The 17,587-nt window shown below is 68.8% G+C and carries 17 protein-coding genes; 8 read left to right on the forward strand and 9 right to left on the reverse strand.

Translation table 11 applies throughout. From position 1 onward, the window contains the following. Positions 1-52: 52 nt before the first annotated feature. From PUT80_RS06350 to PUT80_RS06360, 3 genes are all read right to left on the reverse strand, one after another. Positions 53-1,153 carry a class I SAM-dependent methyltransferase gene (locus PUT80_RS06350; protein WP_275291367.1) on the reverse strand — a complete coding sequence of 367 codons (1,101 nt, stop codon included), beginning with the start codon at positions 1,151-1,153 and terminating at the stop codon, positions 53-55. A gap of 173 nt (positions 1,154-1,326) precedes the next feature. After that, the gene (locus PUT80_RS06355) at positions 1,327-2,460 is read right to left on the reverse strand and encodes a hypothetical protein (RefSeq protein ID WP_134728923.1); all 1,134 of its coding nucleotides are present in this window, start codon (positions 2,458-2,460) and stop codon (positions 1,327-1,329) included. A gap of 25 nt (positions 2,461-2,485) precedes the next feature. After that, positions 2,486-3,652 (reverse strand): SPFH domain-containing protein, encoded by a 1,167-nt coding sequence (locus PUT80_RS06360; protein WP_275291368.1) that lies wholly within the window; start codon positions 3,650-3,652, stop codon positions 2,486-2,488. Between the two features lie 620 nt (positions 3,653-4,272). On the opposite strand from PUT80_RS06360, the gene PUT80_RS06365 reads away from it, so the two are divergent. Then, entirely contained in the window at positions 4,273-4,452 is a 180-nt protein-coding gene (locus PUT80_RS06365) for a hypothetical protein (RefSeq protein WP_134664995.1), read from the forward strand. A gap of 165 nt (positions 4,453-4,617) precedes the next feature. Here the strand turns inward: PUT80_RS06365 and PUT80_RS06370 are convergent, their stop codons facing one another. Beyond that, positions 4,618-4,785 (reverse strand): hypothetical protein, encoded by a 168-nt coding sequence (locus PUT80_RS06370; protein ID WP_158714436.1) that lies wholly within the window; start codon positions 4,783-4,785, stop codon positions 4,618-4,620. Positions 4,786-4,953: 168 nt separating this feature from the next. Here PUT80_RS06370 and PUT80_RS06375 point away from each other — a divergent pair, with 168 nt between their 5' ends. The 6 genes from PUT80_RS06375 to cutA all read left to right on the forward strand — a co-directional run bounded on the left by PUT80_RS06375 (position 4,954) and on the right by cutA (position 8,821). Further along, entirely contained in the window at positions 4,954-5,208 is a 255-nt protein-coding gene (locus PUT80_RS06375; RefSeq protein ID WP_051728752.1) for a hypothetical protein, read from the forward strand. Positions 5,209-5,335: 127 nt separating this feature from the next. Continuing rightward, positions 5,336-5,791 (forward strand): hypothetical protein, encoded by a 456-nt coding sequence (locus PUT80_RS06380; protein WP_275291369.1) that lies wholly within the window; start codon positions 5,336-5,338, stop codon positions 5,789-5,791. A gap of 17 nt (positions 5,792-5,808) precedes the next feature. Further along, positions 5,809-6,426, forward strand: a complete 618-nt coding sequence (locus tag PUT80_RS06385; RefSeq protein WP_078870352.1) for a DUF3558 domain-containing protein — start codon at positions 5,809-5,811, stop codon at positions 6,424-6,426. Continuing rightward, positions 6,426-7,835 (forward strand): hypothetical protein, encoded by a 1,410-nt coding sequence (locus tag PUT80_RS06390; protein WP_275291370.1) that lies wholly within the window; start codon positions 6,426-6,428, stop codon positions 7,833-7,835. Before PUT80_RS06385 ends, PUT80_RS06390 begins: the two co-directional genes overlap by 1 nt. A 9-nt stretch (positions 7,836-7,844) precedes the next feature. After that, positions 7,845-8,597: an ESX secretion-associated protein EspG gene (locus PUT80_RS06395; RefSeq protein ID WP_134664989.1), complete on the forward strand. Its 753-nt coding sequence runs from the start codon at positions 7,845-7,847 to the stop codon at positions 8,595-8,597. An 83-nt stretch (positions 8,598-8,680) separates the two neighbouring features. Further along, positions 8,681-8,821, forward strand: coding sequence for a divalent cation tolerance protein CutA (gene cutA / locus PUT80_RS06400; protein WP_134728919.1), 141 nt, complete (start codon positions 8,681-8,683; stop codon positions 8,819-8,821). Between the two features lie 753 nt (positions 8,822-9,574). On the opposite strand, the gene PUT80_RS06405 is transcribed toward cutA, so the two are convergent. The 5 genes from PUT80_RS06405 to PUT80_RS06425 all read right to left on the reverse strand — a co-directional run bounded on the left by PUT80_RS06405 (position 9,575) and on the right by PUT80_RS06425 (position 16,281). Next, positions 9,575-10,696, reverse strand: a complete 1,122-nt coding sequence (locus PUT80_RS06405) for a serine hydrolase domain-containing protein (protein WP_275291371.1) — start codon at positions 10,694-10,696, stop codon at positions 9,575-9,577. Positions 10,697-10,760: 64 nt separating this feature from the next. Next, entirely contained in the window at positions 10,761-12,377 is a 1,617-nt protein-coding gene (locus PUT80_RS06410; RefSeq protein WP_275291372.1) for an ABC-F family ATP-binding cassette domain-containing protein, read from the reverse strand. Beyond that, positions 12,374-13,996 (reverse strand): ribosomal protection-like ABC-F family protein, encoded by a 1,623-nt coding sequence (gene abc-f / locus PUT80_RS06415; protein WP_037810485.1) that lies wholly within the window; start codon positions 13,994-13,996, stop codon positions 12,374-12,376. The genes PUT80_RS06410 and abc-f overlap by 4 nt, the downstream gene beginning before the upstream one ends. A 380-nt stretch (positions 13,997-14,376) precedes the next feature. Then, entirely contained in the window at positions 14,377-14,805 is a 429-nt protein-coding gene (locus tag PUT80_RS06420) for a MarR family transcriptional regulator (RefSeq protein WP_037810484.1), read from the reverse strand. Between the two features lie 9 nt (positions 14,806-14,814). Next, positions 14,815-16,281 carry an FAD-dependent oxidoreductase gene (locus PUT80_RS06425; protein WP_275291373.1) on the reverse strand — a complete coding sequence of 489 codons (1,467 nt, stop codon included), beginning with the start codon at positions 16,279-16,281 and terminating at the stop codon, positions 14,815-14,817. A gap of 85 nt (positions 16,282-16,366) precedes the next feature. On the opposite strand from PUT80_RS06425, the gene PUT80_RS06430 reads away from it, so the two are divergent. Then, the gene (locus PUT80_RS06430) at positions 16,367-17,404 is read left to right on the forward strand and encodes a TetR/AcrR family transcriptional regulator C-terminal ligand-binding domain-containing protein (protein ID WP_275291374.1); all 1,038 of its coding nucleotides are present in this window, start codon (positions 16,367-16,369) and stop codon (positions 17,402-17,404) included. Positions 17,405-17,587: the final 183 nt, after the last annotated feature.

The raw sequence follows: 17,587 nt of genomic DNA on the forward strand, positions 1-17,587 counted from the left end.
GTGTCTTCGGCGAGGATATTCGATTGGTGTAGTCCAGCGTGGAAACGCCGGGTCACGCTCTGGACATGGTCAGCCGCCACAGGATCGTGCCTTCCCGGGAACGTGCCGCGTGCAGCGGATCGGCACTGTCCGTGGCGCGTCGGTGCCGTGGCGTGGTTTCGCGGCGTCCCACGACCTTGAGGCCAGCGGCGGAGATCCGGTCGAGCAGTTCGGCACGGGTCCGCAGACCGAGGTGTTCGGCGAGGTCCGACAGGATCAGCCAGCCTTCGCCGCGCGGCGTCAGATGCTCGGGCAGGCCGTCGAGAAACCGGTGCAGCATGGCGGACGAGGCGTCGTAGATCCCGAGTTCCAGCGCCGAGGCCGGGTTTCCGGGCAGCCAGGGCGGATTGCAGACGACCAGGTCAGCGCGCCGGTCGGAGGGCCACAGGTCGGTTTCGAGGACCTGGACCCGATCGGACAGGCCGAGCCGGCTCAGGTAGTCCCGCGCACAGCGCACGGCGCGCGGGTTGAGGTCGGTCGCGACCACTTCGGCGGCGCCCCGCCGGGCCAGGATGGCGGCGAGCACGCCGGTACCGGTGCCGAGATCGAAGACGACCGGAGACTCCTTGCCCGGCAACGGTTCCTGTGCGACGAGGTCGAGGTATTCGCTCCGTGTCGGCGCGAACACGCTGTACGACGGATACAACCGCGCGCCTAATGCGTTGATATAGATGCCTTTCTGGTGCCATTGATAAGCGCTCAGGGCGCCGAGCAGCTCACGCAACGAAAGCAGCGTGCCGGGTAAACCGCCGAACGCGTGCTCGCAGGCGGCTCGGATGTCGGGGGCCCGGCGAAGCCGAAGCGAATGGTCGGCTTCCACGGAGACCAGGACTTTTCCGAGCAGCGCTGCGCGTTCTGCCCGAGCGGAGCGCACCTCGGCGAAAGATCCCGCGCGCTGCGGGAGCCGCCGGTCCATGGCGCGCACGAGCTGTCGTGCGTTGGCGAAATCGCCGCGCCACAGCATTCCCGTGCCAGCGCGCGCGAAACGCAGTGCGGCGGCAGCGGTCAGCCGGTCATCGACGACGACAATGCGGCCCGGCGGCGGAGTTCCGTTTCCGGAATGCCAGCGGGCGGTGCGGGTGGTTTCGTTTTCGGTCCACGTGACGGTGGACATGAATGCTCCCGGGAAGGGTCGAAGGGCCAGTCAGCCGTCGACGCTTCGCAGAGAGCAGGCGAGGATTCCCGCCGGTCAAGACAGCGGCGAACCCGCGTGCTCCCGCGAAACGCGGGAGCGGCGGTCGCCGAGAACCATGCCCATCAGCACGGCACATCACTTCCTTCGAGAACTCAGTGGTGCGTAACGGAATGGTGCGTGGTGCCGGTGCTGTGGCCCTTCGTCGCGATCAAGTAGACGATCACCGCGATCACGATCAGCGCGAGCACCGCCGCGATGGCGATCTTGACCTTGCTCCACGGACGCTGGCCGTGGATCTCGCCGGTGCGGCCGTTGACGAGGATCTGCCAGTTCTTCCCGGCGTACACATAGGTCGCGACCCATACCGGCAGCAGCATCAGCTTGAAGGTGACGTTGTTGTGCTGCGTGTCGACCGAGTTCAGCCGCTGCGTGTCGCCGCCGATGTCGTACTTGCAGTCGTCGGCGATGACCGGGGCCATTCGGTTCTTCGCCTCTTCGAAGCCGTTCTCCGGTTCGACGTCGTACCGCAGCGCGAAGTGCCCGGAGAGGAACTGCGGCTGGTACGGCGCGGAATCGAGCAGCGGCCACGGCGCGAGCTTGTCCAGCTCCGGCAGCGGCAGCTGGGTGCTCGCCGGCACCAGGACGTCGTCGAAGTTCCGCGCGACCTGCCCGCGCGCCGGGTACCAGCGGGTATGCCGCACCTGGCGCGTCTTGCGCTCGCCGTTGTCGTAGTAGGTCTCGGTGACGTAGTAGTACTCGCCGCGCGCGCCGGTGTAGACCGACACGGTCTGCGAGTCATACGTCCAATGCGGGATGTACGTGCTCTTCGTGGACTCCGCCGTGGTGACCTTCTTCAGCGCGGTCGGCGCGAACCAGCGCGAAGACGTCCACTTCTTCAGATGCGTGCTCACCGCGGGCCGGTCGAACGCGAACGGCAGCACGCCTTCGGGCACCAGCTGGCCGGACGCGCCCGGGTCGATCACCAGCGGCGCGCCGCAGAACTGGCACATGCTGGCGGTCTCGTTGGTTTCCGTCCGCGCCGCGCACCGCTGACACACGAAGACGTACTTGCCGATCGACCCCACCGGCTTGCGCGCGAGGTTCGCCAGCTCGGCGAACGGGATCTCGCGGATCTGCCGCTCCCCGGCGGCGATCTCCTGCCGGAACCCGCAGTACGGGCACTGCATCGCGGTCGTGCCCGGAGCGAACTCCAGCCGCGCGCCGCAACCGCCGCACGGATAGGTCGTGTTGGCCACGCCTTCCTGCTGGAAGCGCGGGTCAGTCATGGGTCCCCCAGATGGTCGGCGCGGCTCAGGACGGCGGCAGCGGCGGCGGGGCCGCGCCGAACAGCGCCGACACCTCCGGCACCTGCGCGGCCGGGGTCCACTGCGCCATGCCTGCCTTCCACACCAGGGTGTCCCGGGCGAGCGTGCCCGAGGAGATCTGCTCGCCGAGGCCCGCGCGGTCGAACGGGCCGAGCTGCTGGCCGTTCGCGCCGACGAACCACTGCTCGCTCTGCGGCAGCGGCGGCGGCATCTGCGGCGGGGCCTGCTGCTGGTACTGCGGCTGCTGCGGGGCCTGCTGGTACTGCTGGGGAGCCTGTTGCTGGTACTGCTGCGGGGCGGGCTGCTGCTGCGGTCCGGCCGCGCGCTGGCCGAGCGCCATGCCGAGGCCGATGCCCAGCCCCTCGCCCGCGCCGCCCTGGTTGTTCGCCGCCGCCTCGATCGCGTTCGCGGACTGGAACTTCGTGTACTGGTCGAGGTCGCCGACCACGCCCATCTGGGTCCGCTTGTCCATCGCGGCCTCGACCTCGGGCGGGACCGAGATGTTCTCGATCATGAACTTCGAGATCTCGATGCCGACCTCGCGCAGTTCGAGGTTCAGCGCGTTCGCGATCTTGCCCGCGATCTGGTCCTGCTGGGTGACCAGGTCGAGCATCGGCACCTGTGCCGCGGCGATCGCGGGCCCGAGCTTGCTGATGACCATGCTGCGCAGGTAGTCCGACACCTCTTCGGTGCGGAACTGCGGGTCGGTGCCCGCCAGTTCCTTCAGCAGCGCGACCGGCTCGACCACGCGGACCGCGTAGCCGCCGAACGCGCGCAGCCGGACCATGCCGAACTCCGCGTCGCGCAGGATGACCGGGTTCTGCGTGCCCCATTTGAGGTCGGTGAACTGCCGGGTGTTGACGAAGTACACCTCGGCCTTGAACGGCGAGTTGAAGCCGTACTTCCAGCCCTTGAGGGTGGACATGATCGGCATGTTCTGCGTCTGCAGCGTGTACATGCCCGGCGGATAGGCGTCGGCGACCTGGCCCTCGTTGACGAACACCGCGGCCTGCGATTCGCGCACGGTGAGCTTGGCGCCCATCTTGATCTCGTTGTCGTAGCGCGGGAAGCGCCACACGATGGTGTCCCGGCTGTCGTCGGTCCACTCGATGATGTCGATGAACTCGCCGCGGATCTTGTCGAAGATGCCCACGTCTGACCCCTCGTCGCGTTGCCTCGTGCCCGCGGGCCACAGTACCGTGCCCGCCCCGCCGCGGATCACTCCGGCGCGGCGGCCTCCTGCCAAAAGTCCTGCTTTTGGCACTTCAAGGCGCTGGCCAGGGCGTTGCTGCAGAATTGGCTGTCTGACCTGCGGTTTTAGTCCGGTTAGGTCTGGTCGGGTCCGGGCTGATCCGTACCTGTGACGGCGTGGGAGTTGCGGGTCGCCCGGTCACTGCGAGGGCTCAAGATGAGGACTTCTTCCCTTTGCGGAGCGACAGTGCGGCCTACTCGCGGCTGGTCGCCGTTCGTCATTCCGCCGCTTCCGTAGGTGGGTTGTCCGGTTGATCCAATGGGCCATTCGGCGCCGTGTGGTCGGTATGGGCGGAGGAACGGTTTTCGATCTGCGGCGCACGGGGAGCGCTCAGCGGCTCGTGAGAAGCGGTGAGCGCGGGTTTCGCGGGGGTTGCGGTGGCCGGTGCTGTGGGCAGTATCGGCGCTGGCCTTGGCGGCTGCGGCGGTGTTGAGGCTGCGGGAACGGCGCGAGCAAACCCTGGTCGCGCTGGGGCTCGCGCGGCGACGGTCGCGGGCGGGGCGGTCATGTTGGGGGTCTCGGTGGCTGAGGAGAAACGGCAGGAACAAGCCGTCTTGGACCAGCAGCATCAGACCTTGGTGGCGCGGATTCTGCCCCGCGCGCCGGGCAGCATGGTGAACTTCTTGGTTGAGAAAATCGCCTATCCGACGCCGGACGCGGTTTCCTCGGCGTGCTTCGTTTGGTGGACGCGTGCCGTCTGACGTTCGACGCGCTGACCGACGACACCCCACACGCCGAGGCCGGTTCCCAGTTCGGGCGCTTGACCCTGCAACAACAGGGCGAAGCGTCGCGGATCGTGGCCTGTCAGCCGTGCCGGTAACGCGGATGCAGGCCGTCCTTGAGCGCGTCGCTCAGACCCAGCGTGGTCAGTTTGGTGGCGACCGCGGGGGCAGCACCAGTCCGGACTTGGTGGCTGCGGCGGCTTTGCTGAGCAGGGCCCAGGCGGATTCCATGCTGAAGTAGCTGACCTTGGTGAGATCGACAACGACGGTCGCGGACGCACGCGCGAGGGCTTCGTCCAGCGCCGAGGACAACGCAGCGGGGTCCGTTCTTCGTCGTGGGTTCGGACGGTGACGGTTTCCTGGTCGGGCGTGCTGAGTTTGATCGCGCCGTCGTCTGCGGGCTGCGGCGCTGGCTGTTCTGTCCGGTGATGGTCGACGTTCTGCGCGCCCCGCCGTTTCGGCAGGCGTTAGCGTGGAGAAATGGGCCGCCCGAGCGATACCGGCGACGGCGCGGAAATCGAGTGCGGCGCGCCGTATCCGGCCGATATGCGAGAGAAGGCGGTGTGGCTCCGGCAGACGATGGGCCAGGCGGCTGACGTGCTGGCCGCGCAGGGACTCGCGCATGACGAGATGCTGGCGGCTGGTGGTCCGGCCAATTCCCGTGCGTGGGTCGAGTACGAGGCCATGACGCGCCGTCACGCCGAGTTGCTGCTTAGGGACCCGTCTCCAGAGTGACGCACGCCCTTTTTCGGTGAACCGGTCACCCCTGCGTGACGGGTCCACTACGGTGATTCTAGGCAAGTTGCCCATGGATCGGAGAACTGTCCTTGGGCGGGCGCAGGTCATACGAGGGGTGGGCGCAGTGTCGCAACCTGGACAGCAACCGGGGTGGCTCGACGGGCTGTACTTCAACATCGGCGATGCGTTCAGCGCTGGGGACGCGGCCGGTGCCGCGATGGGCGGTGCGCCCAGCGGCCAGGGATTCACGATGAGCCGCGACGACGCAGCGGCGATGCTCACGCTGGCCAAGACCGTCCGAGAACACTTCCGCGACATGCGCCCTGAGGCGAATGAGCTGATCCGGCTGACGTCTCCGGCGGACGAGCCGACCAGCAACGGCTACACCAAACTCCTGGTCAACGAGGGCGAACCGAAGGGCGCGTTCGTCACGGGCAGGGACCAGGTCGACCAGGAGTTCGCCTATGCCGACGAGCTGGTGAAGCGGCTGGAGAAGGCGCTCGGGATCACCGAGTCGTCGGATGAGCAGGCAGCGACCGACGTCAAGAACGCAGGTAAGCAGGAAGGGGGGTTCGCGTGAGGACTGGCCGAACGCTCATGTCTGTACTGGGCGCGGCTGCGGTTGTGTCGGTTGCTGCCGGATGCTCTGGTGGTCCGGCGGCTGCTCCGGCGACTACCGCGTCGACGTCCTCGTCCGCGGCTGATGTGGCGTTGCCGCACAGCGGTGCGCCGAAGGTCGAGCATCCGCTGCCCGCGTCGGTGCTGTCCGGGCAGCCCTGCCAGGAGGCGCTGACCTCTGACCAGCTCAGCCAGATCTTCGGCACGGTGCCGCAAGGCAAACCGGACACCCTTGGCGGAATTGGTCCCGAGTGCAAATGGAACAACCTCGACTCGGGTGCAGGGCTGTCGGTTTTCTACGTGACGCAGCCGCACGACGGGCTCAGCGGCCTGTACCAGAACACGAAACCACAGGCCAAGGTCTGGCGGGAGCTGTCGCCCATTCAAGGGTTTCCGGCTGTCGCGAATTCGACGTTCAGCTCGGGCACTCAAACTGGCTTCTGCCAGGTGAGTGTGGGCATCTCGGACGAGTTGACGGTCGATGCTTCACTGACTCCCAGCGATGCCAAGAGGGCCAGCGGGGCTGATCCGTGTGAGTTGTCGGCGCGCGTGGCGGACATGGTGGTCTCGAACCTGAAGCGCAAGGCGGGTGCGTGATGGGGTTTTTCGAGATGCTTGGTGACGCGGCGAAAGCCGTGGGCGGGGCGATCGAAGACGCCGCGGACTGGGTCGGGGATCGGGCCAGCGACGTGGGCCATTGGTTCGGCGATCTCTACCACGGGAACCTTGGTGACCAAGCCGTTCCGGCGCCGGAGCTGGTGGCGAAGATCCTGGCCAGCCAGGGCGCCCAGAGCTGGCATCAGGGCGCGCAGCAGGCCACGGGCCTGGCGGGCAAGCATGACCAGGCCGGTGCCTGGGTGCAGCAGTTGAGCGCGGGCCTGGAGTCTGCGTGGACCGGGGGCGGTGCGGACGCCGCGCAGGCGCGGATCAACCCGTTCGCCGACGCCACCACGGCCGCCGCGCAGACCTACACCGGCAATGGGCAGAACCTGACCGATCTCGCGCACGGGTTCGACTCCATGAAGCAGAGTTTGCAGCCGATGCCGGGTGCTCCGCCGCACAAGAACCTCTGGGACGAGGCGACCTGGTGGAACACCGACACCGAAGACCAGATCAACCAGTACAACAAGACGGCTCAGGACAACCTCGACAAGTACCACGGCTACACCCAGCACGCCCAGACCAGCGGGCAAGGGCTCAAGAGCGACTACGGCCAGCTGAGCGGGTTCGACGGCGACGTGACCGTATCCGAGCCCGACAAACACAAGACGGGCGGTCCGGACGACGGGCACGGACCCGGCGGCCGCTCCCGCTCAGGTTTCGGGCCGTCGCGCACGGGCGGGCCGTCGGACACGGGCGGGCCTTCGGAGACCGGCGGGCCGTCGAGCACCTTCACCCCGAGCTACCCCGGCAGCACCCCTCCTCCGTCAGGTTCGGGCAGCCACCTGCCGACCTACCAGCCGCCGAGCCACTCGGTGGGGGCTGGGCCGGGCGACGGCACGACGGCCGCGGGGTGGACGCCTCCGGACCCCGCCCGGACCGCCGGTCCGGGATCGGGCTGGGTTCCCTCGCCCTCGATCCCGGGCGGCGGCACCGGCGGCGGGAACTCGTGGACGCCGGGGCTGGCTGGCGGATTCGGTCCGACCGGCGGATTCTCCGGGAGCGGCGGCGCGTCCGAGACCGGCGGCGCCGGTGGTCGCGGGGGCAGCGCCGCGGGTCGGCTGGGCTCCGGATCAGGCGCCGGTGGTGCGGCCGAGGGCGCGGCGGGGCGAACGTCGTCCGCGGCTGGTGCCGGGATGCGGGGCGCGGCCGGGGCCAAAGGATCGGCCGGAATGGGCGGCATGGGTGCCGGGGGCGGCAAGGGCAAGGGCGAAGAGGACAAGGAGCACCAGCGCAAGTACGGGCTGGAGGACGATTCCGCGTTCGACATCACCGACGACGAGGGCGGCCGGTTGCGTGACTTCCGCACCGGACTCCCGCCGACTCCTCCGACCATCGGCGGCTGAAACACGCCGATGACGATCCTCGACAAGCCGGTGCGCATCCCGCGGTCGGCGTTCTTCGTTGCCTGGAGCCACCTCAGCGGGGGCACGCTCCCCGCCGTGATCGATCCGGACACCACCTACACGCCCGCGGACTTCGCCCGCGAGCTGGAGCAGCGCACGCTATCCCGGTTCGAGGCATTACGGCTGGCCACACCGGACGGACGGCTGACTCCGTCGTTCCGGGCCACGCTGGAACTGCTCGCCGCACCAGAGAAGGAGTTGTACGCCTGGACCGCGTTCGTCCACCGTCCCGACGACAACGGCGCGGTTTTCGTCGCTTCCTCAGGCGATAGCGCCGTCCGGCTGATTACTGACCATCGCTCCATCCAGCTCGACCCGATCCCGGTGCGCGAACTGGCGACGAGCCTGGTCGGCACCCTGCCCGACTACGCGCCGGCCAGGATCAGTCGACTGCGGGTGCCGATGTCCTACCTCGACGGCAGCAACGCTGACCCGCTTTCGGAAGACTCTGGTCAAGCCGACCAGATCCGCCACCTGACCCGGGCCGAACGCGCAGGCGTGCACAAGCTTTACGCCGCCATTCAGCGGGGCGCCAACCGTATCCGCAGTACCCCGCTCACCGTTTACGACCTCACTCGAAACGGCCGCATCCTCGCCTTCACCAGCACCGGCAACAACGGCAGCGAAGAAGCGACCATGTGCCCCGGCAGTCACCGGAACCTGGTGGACGCGCTCAACCTCACCCTCAACGCCCTCGGCTGACCGCACCGGCACGTCTCCTGGCGCGAACCCGGTTGCTCCAAGCCGGTCACGCCGAATTCTGCGGCTAAGTTCGAAAGGAACCGTTGAACCGAAGAAGGGCACAGTGTCGCGTAGCTATTAAAGAGAGCCATCACTACGATGTTCCCGACATTGTAGCGAAACCGATTGAGGCGGGCAGTGCGGAATACCTTGCAGGGCTGACTTTCGAAACTCGGCCGGAGTAGTTGGCTATCAATGTAAGCCGGATCGGACCTTATCGCGGATCGAATTTCCCGAGCTGATCACCTTCGCTGCCGTCGGCTTCGACGAGAGGGCGAGCGGCCTCTGCAGCGACAAACTGCTTTCAGTGCGGATGGTGGAATCAATCGTGCCATCCACCGGCGCTTGCGCCCTGTCGTAATCATTCGCGCGAATGCGCAGCGCAGTCGGGTCCGTCGAGGCTAGATAGCTGGAGCGTCGCGATGCTAGAGTCATAGGTAAGTCGAGACCGTTGTTCAAAGCCGCTCTGTGCATGGGTGTGCGAAATCAAAAGCCGTAAATGCACGTTCGAGTGTGCGCATGGCCTCCGTTTCATTTCCCAGGCGGCTTAACTCTTCGGCCTCTCGGCCCGCGACCACGCCCGTGTGGCAGGTGCGATAGTGCCCGGTACGTAGCTCTCGGCCTGTTGAAGCAGGCGGATAGCTGGAGTTGGCTTGACCTACGAGGAACGCCAGGACGGTATGCACGCGCTCTGGCATCTGATCGCTTCGGCGATGTTGGCCCGGGGAGCGAGCATCAAGGAGTTAGCGGCCTGCCTCGGCCACCACGACGAAGGGGCACGCTCAAGACCTACACGCACTTGATGGCGTCGAGCCACGACCGGGCACGAGCAGCCGTGAACGACCTGTTCGACCGTCGTCCTGACGCGGAAGAACCTCCGCTGGCAGCCTGACGGCCTGCGCTGCACAGAGCCGTCAATTTAGGGGCTGTTATGCAGGTCAGAGGCTATTTGCCAGCCAAAAGTCCTGCATGTGCGGTATGCCACCGGGTCCGTCCACCCCGCGCTGGGTGAGCAGGATCGCCACCGAACTCGTCGACGGCGTCAGGTAAGCGCTGGTTCCGGTGCCGCCGACCCAGCCGTAGCGGCCCGGGACCTGCCACGGCCGCGTCGGCGCGACGTCGACCGCGCCGCCGAAGCCCCAGCCCTGTCCTTCGAGGAAGAGCGGGTTGGCCGCGATCTGTTCCGCGGTCAGCTGGTTGGCCGTCATCTGCCGGACGGATTCCTTCGACAGCAGGCCGTTTCCCCCGGAAAGGAGCATCCGGGCAAAGCGGTGCCAATCGTCCGCGGTCCCGGCGAGTCCGCCGGAGCCGGCCGGGAACGGCGGCACCTCGCGCCACTGGCCGTCCGGCGCGTCGGCCAGTTCGAGGCCGTTCTCTCCCGAGCGGTAATAGCTGGCGAACCGGTGCCGTTTGGCGGCAGGGACCTCGAACGCGGTGTCGGCCATGCCGAGCGGCTCGAACACCCGCTCGGCGAGGAAGTCCGGCAGCGACTGGCCGGACGCGCGGGCGATCAGGATGCCTTGCAGGTCGGCGCAGGTGTCGTACAGCCAGGCCTCGCCGGGCTGGTGCAGCAGCGGGATGCGGGCCAGCCGGGCGAGCCACTCGTCGGGTTCCGGGCGCAGCCGGACCTCGCGGCCGTCGGTCTGCACCGTGCGCAGCTCCTGGACCTGCGGGAGCGAGAAGTCCGACGGGAAGCCGTAACCGGCGCGGAAGGTCAGCAGGTCGCGGACGGTGATCTGCCGTCTGGCGGGCACGACGTCGTCGACCGGGCTTCGCGGCGTCCGGACGACCATCGGGGCGGCCAGTTCGGGCAGCCATTCGGCGATCGGGGTGTCCAGGCCGAACCGGCCGTCCTCGACCAGCATCAGCACGGCTGCCGCGGTGATCGGCTTGGTGATGGAGGCGAACCGGAAGATGGAGTCGCGGGCCATCGGCGCGGTGCGCTCGACGTCGAGATGTCCCAGTGCGGTGACCTGCACGTCGTCGCCGCGCGCGACGAGGGCTACCGCGCCGGGGATGAACCCGGACTCGACGTGGCGGCGCAGGGCTTCGTGCATCATCGGTCGTTCCCTTCGCGGGCGGATGTTCCGCGGGGTGGTCGGTGCCCGGGCCTTCCGGCGCGGATCACTCTAACGGCGCGGCGCGGTGGTCGGGTCCGATGCGGAGGATGTGCCTGGTCCAGTTTTCGCGCAGCCGCCGGTCGTGCGTGGCGGCGACGATCGCGCCCGGGCTGGTGCCGAGGGCGTCCTCCAGTTCGTCGCACAGGGTGGGGGACAGGTGGTTGGTCGGCTCGTCGAGCAGCAGCAGGTGCGGCGGGTCGGCGATGAGCAGCGCGAGCGCGAGGCGGCGGCGCTGCCCGACGGACAGTTCGCCGACCGGGCGGGAAGCTTCGCGATGGGTCAGCAGTCCCAACGAGTTCAGCGGGACTTCCGCGACGCGTTCGGGACCTAGCTTCGCGAGGTACGTGGCGCGGGCGGTCCGTTGTGGTCGGACGAAAGTGGTGTCCTGGCTGAGGATTCCGGTGGTCGTGCCAGGTTCGCGGGTGACGCCTTGTGCGTCGAGTTCTCCGGCGAGGAGCAGAAGCAGCGTTGACTTTCCCGCGCCGTTCGGGCCGGTGACCAGCAGCCGGGTGTCCGGCCGGATCTCCAGGCGGGATACGGAAAGCCTCTCCGGCAGGTGCACATTGTCCAGTGTGGCAAGGGTTTCTTGCGGATTCTCGACCGCCAGCGCGCGCGGGCGGAACCGGAGCGGCGGCGGTGGGGCGGGAAGCTGGGCGCGTTCCCGCTCGTCCAGTCTTCGCGTGGTGGCCCGGACCCGGCGCGAGATCTGGTTCTGCACCCGGCCGGACCGGCGGCCGAGGCCCATTTTCTCGTTGTCCGGCGCGAGCCGGCCCGGCGCGACCCGATGCGCGGTGACCCCGAGCGCGTCGCGCAGTTCCTCCAGTTCTTCCTGCTCCTCGAGGTACTGCCGTTCCCAGCGCTCGCGTTCGGCGCGTTTCCAGCCGAGGTACTCGGTGTAGGTGCCGCCGTGGCGCACCGGGCCGTCCGGAGCCGGGTCGAGGTCGAGGATGTCGGTGCACACCGCGTCGAGGAACGCCCGGTCGTGACTGGCGAACACCACCGTGCCGGGCAGTTCCCGCAGCTGGGCCTCGAGAAACGCGGCGGCTTCGGCGTCGAGGTGGTTGGTCGGTTCGTCGAGCAGCACCGCCGACGGACGGCGCACCAGCAGGTCCGCCAGCGCGAGCCGGCCGCGCTGACCGCCGGACAGCGAGCCGAGCGTGCGCTGTCGGTCGATGTCGGCGAGCCCGAGCCCGGTGAGCACGACCTCGGCGCGCCGGTCCGCGTCCCATGCCTCGTGTTGCTGTGCCAGGTCGAGCAATTCGGCGTACTCGGCTAGGAGCGCGGCGTCTTCGGGTTCCTCGGCGAGCCGCGCCGCGACCCGGTCGAGTCCGGCCAGCGCTTCGCGGGCCGCGGCGAGGGCTTGCCCGAGGACGTCCGCGACCGTCTCGTCCGGATCGAACGGCATTTCCTGGTGCAGGAAGCCCAGATCCGGCGGCCGCTCGACCTCGCCGCGATCCGGCGCGTCCACGCCCGCGAGCACCCTCAGCAGCGTCGATTTCCCGGTGCCGTTCTCGCCGATCACCCCGATCCGGCGGCCGGGGGCGGCGGTGACCGACACTCCGTCGAGCACGCGCCGTTCCCCGAGCACCCGCACGATCTCGTGCGCGCGCAGGGCGGTCATCCCGTGATCCCGGCCGTTTCCCGGAGCTGCCCGTCGTCCAGCCGCAGCCAGCGGCCGACGCCGATCTCGGCCAGGAACCGTTCGTCGTGGCTGACCACCACGAACGCGCCCTGGTAGGCGTTGAGCGCGCTCTCCAGCTGGCCGGCGCTGACCAGGTCGAGGTTGTTCGTCGGCTCGTCGAGCAGCAGCAACTGCGGGGCGGGCTCGGCGAAGAGGACGCACGCGAGCGTCGCGCGCAGCCGTTCCCCGCCGGACAGCACCCCGACCGGCAGATGCGCCCGCGCACCGCGGAACAGGAAGCGCGCCAACAGATTCATCCGGTCCGCGGGCAGCATTTCCGGTGCCGCGGCAGCGAGATTCTCCGCGACCGTGCGTTCGGAATCCAGCAAGTCGAGCCGCTGCGACAAATACGCGATGCGCCCGTCCACCCGGCTGATCTCGCCCGCGTCCGGGGTGAGCTCGCCCTGCATCAGGCGCAGCAACGTCGACTTGCCCACGCCGTTCGGTCCGGTCAGCGCGATCCTTTCCGGACCGCGGACGGACAGATCCGCACCGTCGCCCGCGAACAGCCCGCGCACGCGAAGATGTTTGCCGTCGAACAACGTCCGTCCAGCCGGAACCGCCGTTTTGGGCAGCTCCAGGCTGATCTTCTGCTCTTCTCGCAACGACCGTTCAGCCTGGTCGAGCTTGGCTTTCGCCGCGCTGACCCGCGCCGCGTGCGTACCGTCCGCCTTCGCCGCGGATTCCTGCGCGTTGCGCTTCATCGTGCCCGCGAAGATCTTCGGCAGACCGGCGCTGGACAGATTGCGCTTCGCGTTGCTGGCCCGTTTGTCCGCGCGTTCCCTGGCTTGCTGCATTTCGCGTTTCTCGCGTTTGACCTCTTGCTCGGCGTTGCGGATATTCTTTTCCGCGACCTCGCGTTCGGCCTGCACGGCTTGTTCGTATTCGGTGAAATTACCGCCGTAGAACCGGATTTCGTCCGCGCCGAGCTCGGCGATCCGGTCCATCCGGTCGAGCAGCGCACGGTCGTGGCTGACCACGAGCAGACAGCCGGACCAGTCGGAAAGCACGTCGTAGAGCTGCTGGCGGGCGGTGTGGTCGAGGTTGTTGGTGGGCTCGTCGAGCAGCAGGACGTCCGGGCTGCGCAGCAGTTGGGCGGCGAGGCCGAGCGAGACGACCTGTCCGCCGCTGAGCGTGCCGAGCAGCCGGTCGAGCGCGAGATCGCCCAGCCCGAGCCGGTCGAGCTGCGCCCGGGTGCGGTCCTCGATGTCCCAGTCCGCGCCGATGGCGGTGAAGTGTTCCTCGGCCGCGTCGCCGCCCTCGACGGCCGTGATGGCCTTGAGGATCGCGTCAATGCCCAGCACCTCGGCGACCGTGCGGTCCGCAGTGAGCGGCAGGTCCTGCGGGAGATACCCGAGCACCCCGTCGACGGTGACACTGCCTGCGGCCGGCTTGAGCTGTCCGGCGATGAGCTTCAGGAGAGTGGACTTCCCGGCCCCGTTGGGCGCGACGAGCCCCGTGCGGCCCGCCGGGAACGTGGCGGAGAGCTGGTCGAAGACGAGAGTGTCGTCGGGCCAGGAGAAGGAGATCCCGGACAGGACGATACGAAGATCGGACATGGTGCGGCCTCGCGGTGGATCGGCAGGGAGGGGCCCCTGCTGGTGGTGGTAGTGGACGACATGGGTGGGGCCGTTCTCGACCTGCTGCCCGGCTTGCGCCTGGGCTTCCCCGATCGGCTCGCGCCTTCGGGTTGCCTCGCAGCCCGTGGGTCCAGTGGCGTACGTCGCCCGACCGGCACGGGAACCTCCACGCGCGGCTCGCGGCCGCGCAGGGATCAGCGAGGGGCCGGTGCCGTACTGGCCCGTGCCCCGGGCTCACCCGGAGATGTCGTCTTCACCTGCCACGATAGAAATCCTCTTGATCGAGTCTGCTGTCCGTCGGCCAGGATACCAGGAAGCGGAGGATGCGCATCCGAGTTCCACAGTGGACGGACAGCGGTTCAGAATGTCTGCCCCAGCCGCTCCAGCAACGGGGCCGCCTCCTTCAGCACCGCCAGCTCCTCCGGCGAAAACTCCGAGCCGAGCGAAGCCGCGAACTGGCGCATCCGGGCGTCCCGCCGAGCCCGCAGCACCTCGCTGCCCTCGGGAGTCAGCGAGACGATCACCTGCCGTCCGTCCGCCGGGTCGGCGCTGCGGGTGACGAAGCCGCGGACGGACAGGCCGCTGATGGTCGAGCTCATCGCCTGCGGGGTGATCTGCTCGGCGCGGGCCAGTGCGGCGGTGGTGGCCGGGCCGTCGCGGTCCAGGCGGGACAGGGCGGAGCGTTCCGGCAGGGACAGTTCGGCCGTGACCTGGCTCTGGCGCAGCCTGCGGGCGATCAGGCTGACCGCGCCGTACAGCGTCGCGGCCAGTTCGTCGGGGTCGGACATGGGAAGAGGCTAGAGCAGGTGCTCCGGGACCGCGGTGAGGTCGCCCGCGTCGGAGATCAGGCCGATATAGCCGTCGGGGCGTAGCAGGACCAGGGTGCGGTCGGCCGGGAAGTACGCGCGGGCGAGGTGGCCGGCGGAATCGGCGATCTCGTCGTCGGCGGCGGGCTCGGAGACTACGTGGAAGGTGCGGACGGGGGAGTCGAATCGGGGGCCGAAGTTCAGCAGGGTGAACTGGCCGCCGCGGATGAGGTCGAACAGGCGGCATTTGCCGGTCGTGGTGGTGAGGCCGGGGGCGTCGGGGGCGCGGTCGCCTGCCCGGAGCTGGGCGGACTCGTCGCGGTCGTCGCGCGCCAGGGTGGAGCCGCGGTAGTTGACGCTGAGCTGGGTCGTGTCCCGGTCGCTGCGGATGGGGATGCGCTTCTGCTCGGCCGCTTCGGCCAGGCGTGCGGTCGACAGCCGCAGCACTCCGGCGGCGATCGGGCGGCGTTCGGCCTCGTAGGTGTCCAGCAGCTCCGGCACTCCGGAGGCGAGCTTCCAGCCCAGGTTGCGGGCGTCTTGGATGCCGGTGTTCATGCCCTGGCCGCCCGCGGGGGAGTGCACGTGCGCGGCGTCGCCGGCGAGGAAGACGCGGCCCTCGCGGTAGCGGTCGGCCAGCCGGGTGTTGGAGCGCCAGACCGACGTCCACTCCGGTTCTTGCAGCCGGATGTCGGTGCGGCCGCTTCGCCGGTCGAAGATCGTTTGCAGGGTGGCGAGGTTGAGGCCGGTGTCGCCGAGGATGGGCGCTTGGTACTGGAACAGGTGGGTGGACGGCAGCGGGCAGAGGCTGACGAAACCTTCGTCGCAGCGCCACATGTGCCAGGCGTCGCGGTCGAGGCCGTCGACGGCCAGGTCTGCGACGATCATCCGGATCCGCTCGTCCGTCTCGCCTTCGAAGGCGATTCCGGCTTGTTTGCGCACGACGCCGCGGCCGCCGTCGCAGCCGACCAGCCACTGTGCGCGGACGGTTTCGGTCTGGTCGCCGGAGCGCAGCACTGCCGTCACGGCGTCGGCGGATTGCTCGAACCTCTCGAGCGCGGTGCCGAATTCGACCGTGCCGCCGAATTCGGCCAGCCGCAGGCCGAGGGTTTCCTCGACCCGCCACTGCGGGGTGATGACCGAGGCGGGGTACGGAACGTCGGGCCGCTCCTCGAAGGCCGGGCCGCCGCTCGTCCGGCCGTCGGGGTCGGTGAGCAGGATCGGCATCGCCGACCGGCCGTTGGCGAGGATGCGGTCGATGACGCCGAGGTCGTCGAACACCTCGAGGCTGCGCGGCTGCAGTCCCTTGGCGCGCGAGCCCGGGCGGAGGCCGGGGGACGCTTCGACCAGCCGGAACGCGACGCCGCGCCGGGCGAGTTCGCAGGCCAGCGTCAGCCCCGTCGGGCCCGCGCCGACGATCAGGACCGGCACTTCCGGCGTGGACAGGTGTGCTTGCGGCATTTTCAACCCCCTGGCTCCGAAGAACTTCTGTTCGCAAGCGTAGGGAAACTTGCTAAGAAAGACAAACCTTTCTATCGTGGGCTGAGTGGCCCCTGAAACCGTGCGCCGCCGGCATGGCGAGCAGCTGGAATCCGCGTTGCTCGCGGCCGGATGGGACGAACTGGTCGAGACCGGTTACTCGCGGCTGACCATGGAGTCGGTGGCCGTCCGCGCCCGCACGAGCGAGGCCGTGCTCTATCGGCGGTGGGCCAACAAAGACGAACTGGTGCTGGCCGCGATGCGCCGGCACCGCGACGACCACCCCATCACCGTTCCCGACACCGGAAGCTTGCGCGGCGATCTGCTCGGGTACCTGACCTCGGCGAGCGAAGCGCTGGCCGGATTCTTCGCCATCGCAGCCGCCGCGGCCATCTCCGGACTGTCGGCCAGCACCGGCGCCAGCCCCGGCCAGGTCCGGGACCGGATCATCGGCGACCGGCTGCTCTCGCGAGACATGTACACGCGCGCCCACGCCCGCGGCGAGATCGACCTGACGCGCCTCCCCGGCGCGGTGCTGGAAATGCCGTTCCAGCTGATGCGGCACGACCTGCTGCTGAACCTAGCCCCGCTCCGCCCTGCCCGGATCCGGTCGATCGTCGACGAGCTCTTCCTGCCGCTCGTCCAGCCAGCTTCTGGAGTTAAGCACTTAACTACTGCTCCGGAAAACCAGCCGAGACCGACGTCGGGAGACCTTTTCCGGTCGATTCGCTGGGCGCAGCGCAAGCGGATCGAGGAATGGAGCCGCACGCGCGACCTGACCTTCGAGCAAGCCCTGGTGCTCGGCTACCTGGAGCGGCAGCCCGGGGTCATTCAGCGAGATGTCGCGGAGATGAGTTACACGACGCCCGCGAACGTCTCGCTGCTGCTGAAGGGCCTCGAACGCCGCGGGCTGGTCGAACGCCGCACCGAGGGCGGACGCAAGCGCGTCTACGCGACCCCGGCCGGAATCGACCTGGTCACCGGCCTCGACGCGGTGCTGGCCGAGGCGGAGGAACTGGTCTTCGCCCCGCTCGACCGGGACGAGCGGGCCGGGCTGGAAAGGTTGGTGGACAAGATCAACGCGCACCTGGCCGGGGGTTCGTGAGTGGCGATGCCGGTTCTTGCCGGGATTGCCGCGGACGAGGGCTGAACGCGCGCCCTTCGAGGAGGTGCGGTCGGCTGCGGTGGGGAAGGGCAGGGTTTACTCGCGGTTCTTGCCGCGATTGCCGCGGACGAGACCTGAGCGCGCGCCCTTCGGGGAGGTGCGGTCGGCTGCGGTGGGGAAGGG

The organism is Amycolatopsis sp. La24, assembly GCF_029087445.1.
Lineage (GTDB): Bacteria > Actinomycetota > Actinomycetes > Mycobacteriales > Pseudonocardiaceae > Amycolatopsis > Amycolatopsis nivea.

What these genes read in the sequence shown, in the direction of transcription:
- PUT80_RS06350 (WP_275291367.1), bottom strand. Translation starts at nt 1,153, where the DNA reads ATGTCCACCGTCACGTGGACCGAAAACGAAACCACCCGCACCGCCCGC.
- PUT80_RS06355 (WP_134728923.1), bottom strand. Translation starts at nt 2,460, where the DNA reads ATGACTGACCCGCGCTTCCAGCAGGAAGGCGTGGCCAACACGACCTAT.
- PUT80_RS06375 (WP_051728752.1), top strand. Translation starts at nt 4,954, where the DNA reads ATGGGCCGCCCGAGCGATACCGGCGACGGCGCGGAAATCGAGTGCGGC.
- PUT80_RS06385 (WP_078870352.1), top strand. Translation starts at nt 5,809, where the DNA reads ATGTCTGTACTGGGCGCGGCTGCGGTTGTGTCGGTTGCTGCCGGATGC.
- PUT80_RS06390 (WP_275291370.1), top strand. Translation starts at nt 6,426, where the DNA reads ATGGGGTTTTTCGAGATGCTTGGTGACGCGGCGAAAGCCGTGGGCGGG.
- PUT80_RS06395 (WP_134664989.1), top strand. Translation starts at nt 7,845, where the DNA reads ATGACGATCCTCGACAAGCCGGTGCGCATCCCGCGGTCGGCGTTCTTC.
- PUT80_RS06405 (WP_275291371.1), bottom strand. Translation starts at nt 10,696, where the DNA reads ATGATGCACGAAGCCCTGCGCCGCCACGTCGAGTCCGGGTTCATCCCC.
- PUT80_RS06410 (WP_275291372.1), bottom strand. Translation starts at nt 12,377, where the DNA reads ATGACCGCCCTGCGCGCGCACGAGATCGTGCGGGTGCTCGGGGAACGG.
- abc-f (WP_037810485.1), bottom strand. Translation starts at nt 13,996, where the DNA reads ATGTCCGATCTTCGTATCGTCCTGTCCGGGATCTCCTTCTCCTGGCCC.
- PUT80_RS06420 (WP_037810484.1), bottom strand. Translation starts at nt 14,805, where the DNA reads ATGTCCGACCCCGACGAACTGGCCGCGACGCTGTACGGCGCGGTCAGC.
- PUT80_RS06425 (WP_275291373.1), bottom strand. Translation starts at nt 16,281, where the DNA reads ATGCCGCAAGCACACCTGTCCACGCCGGAAGTGCCGGTCCTGATCGTC.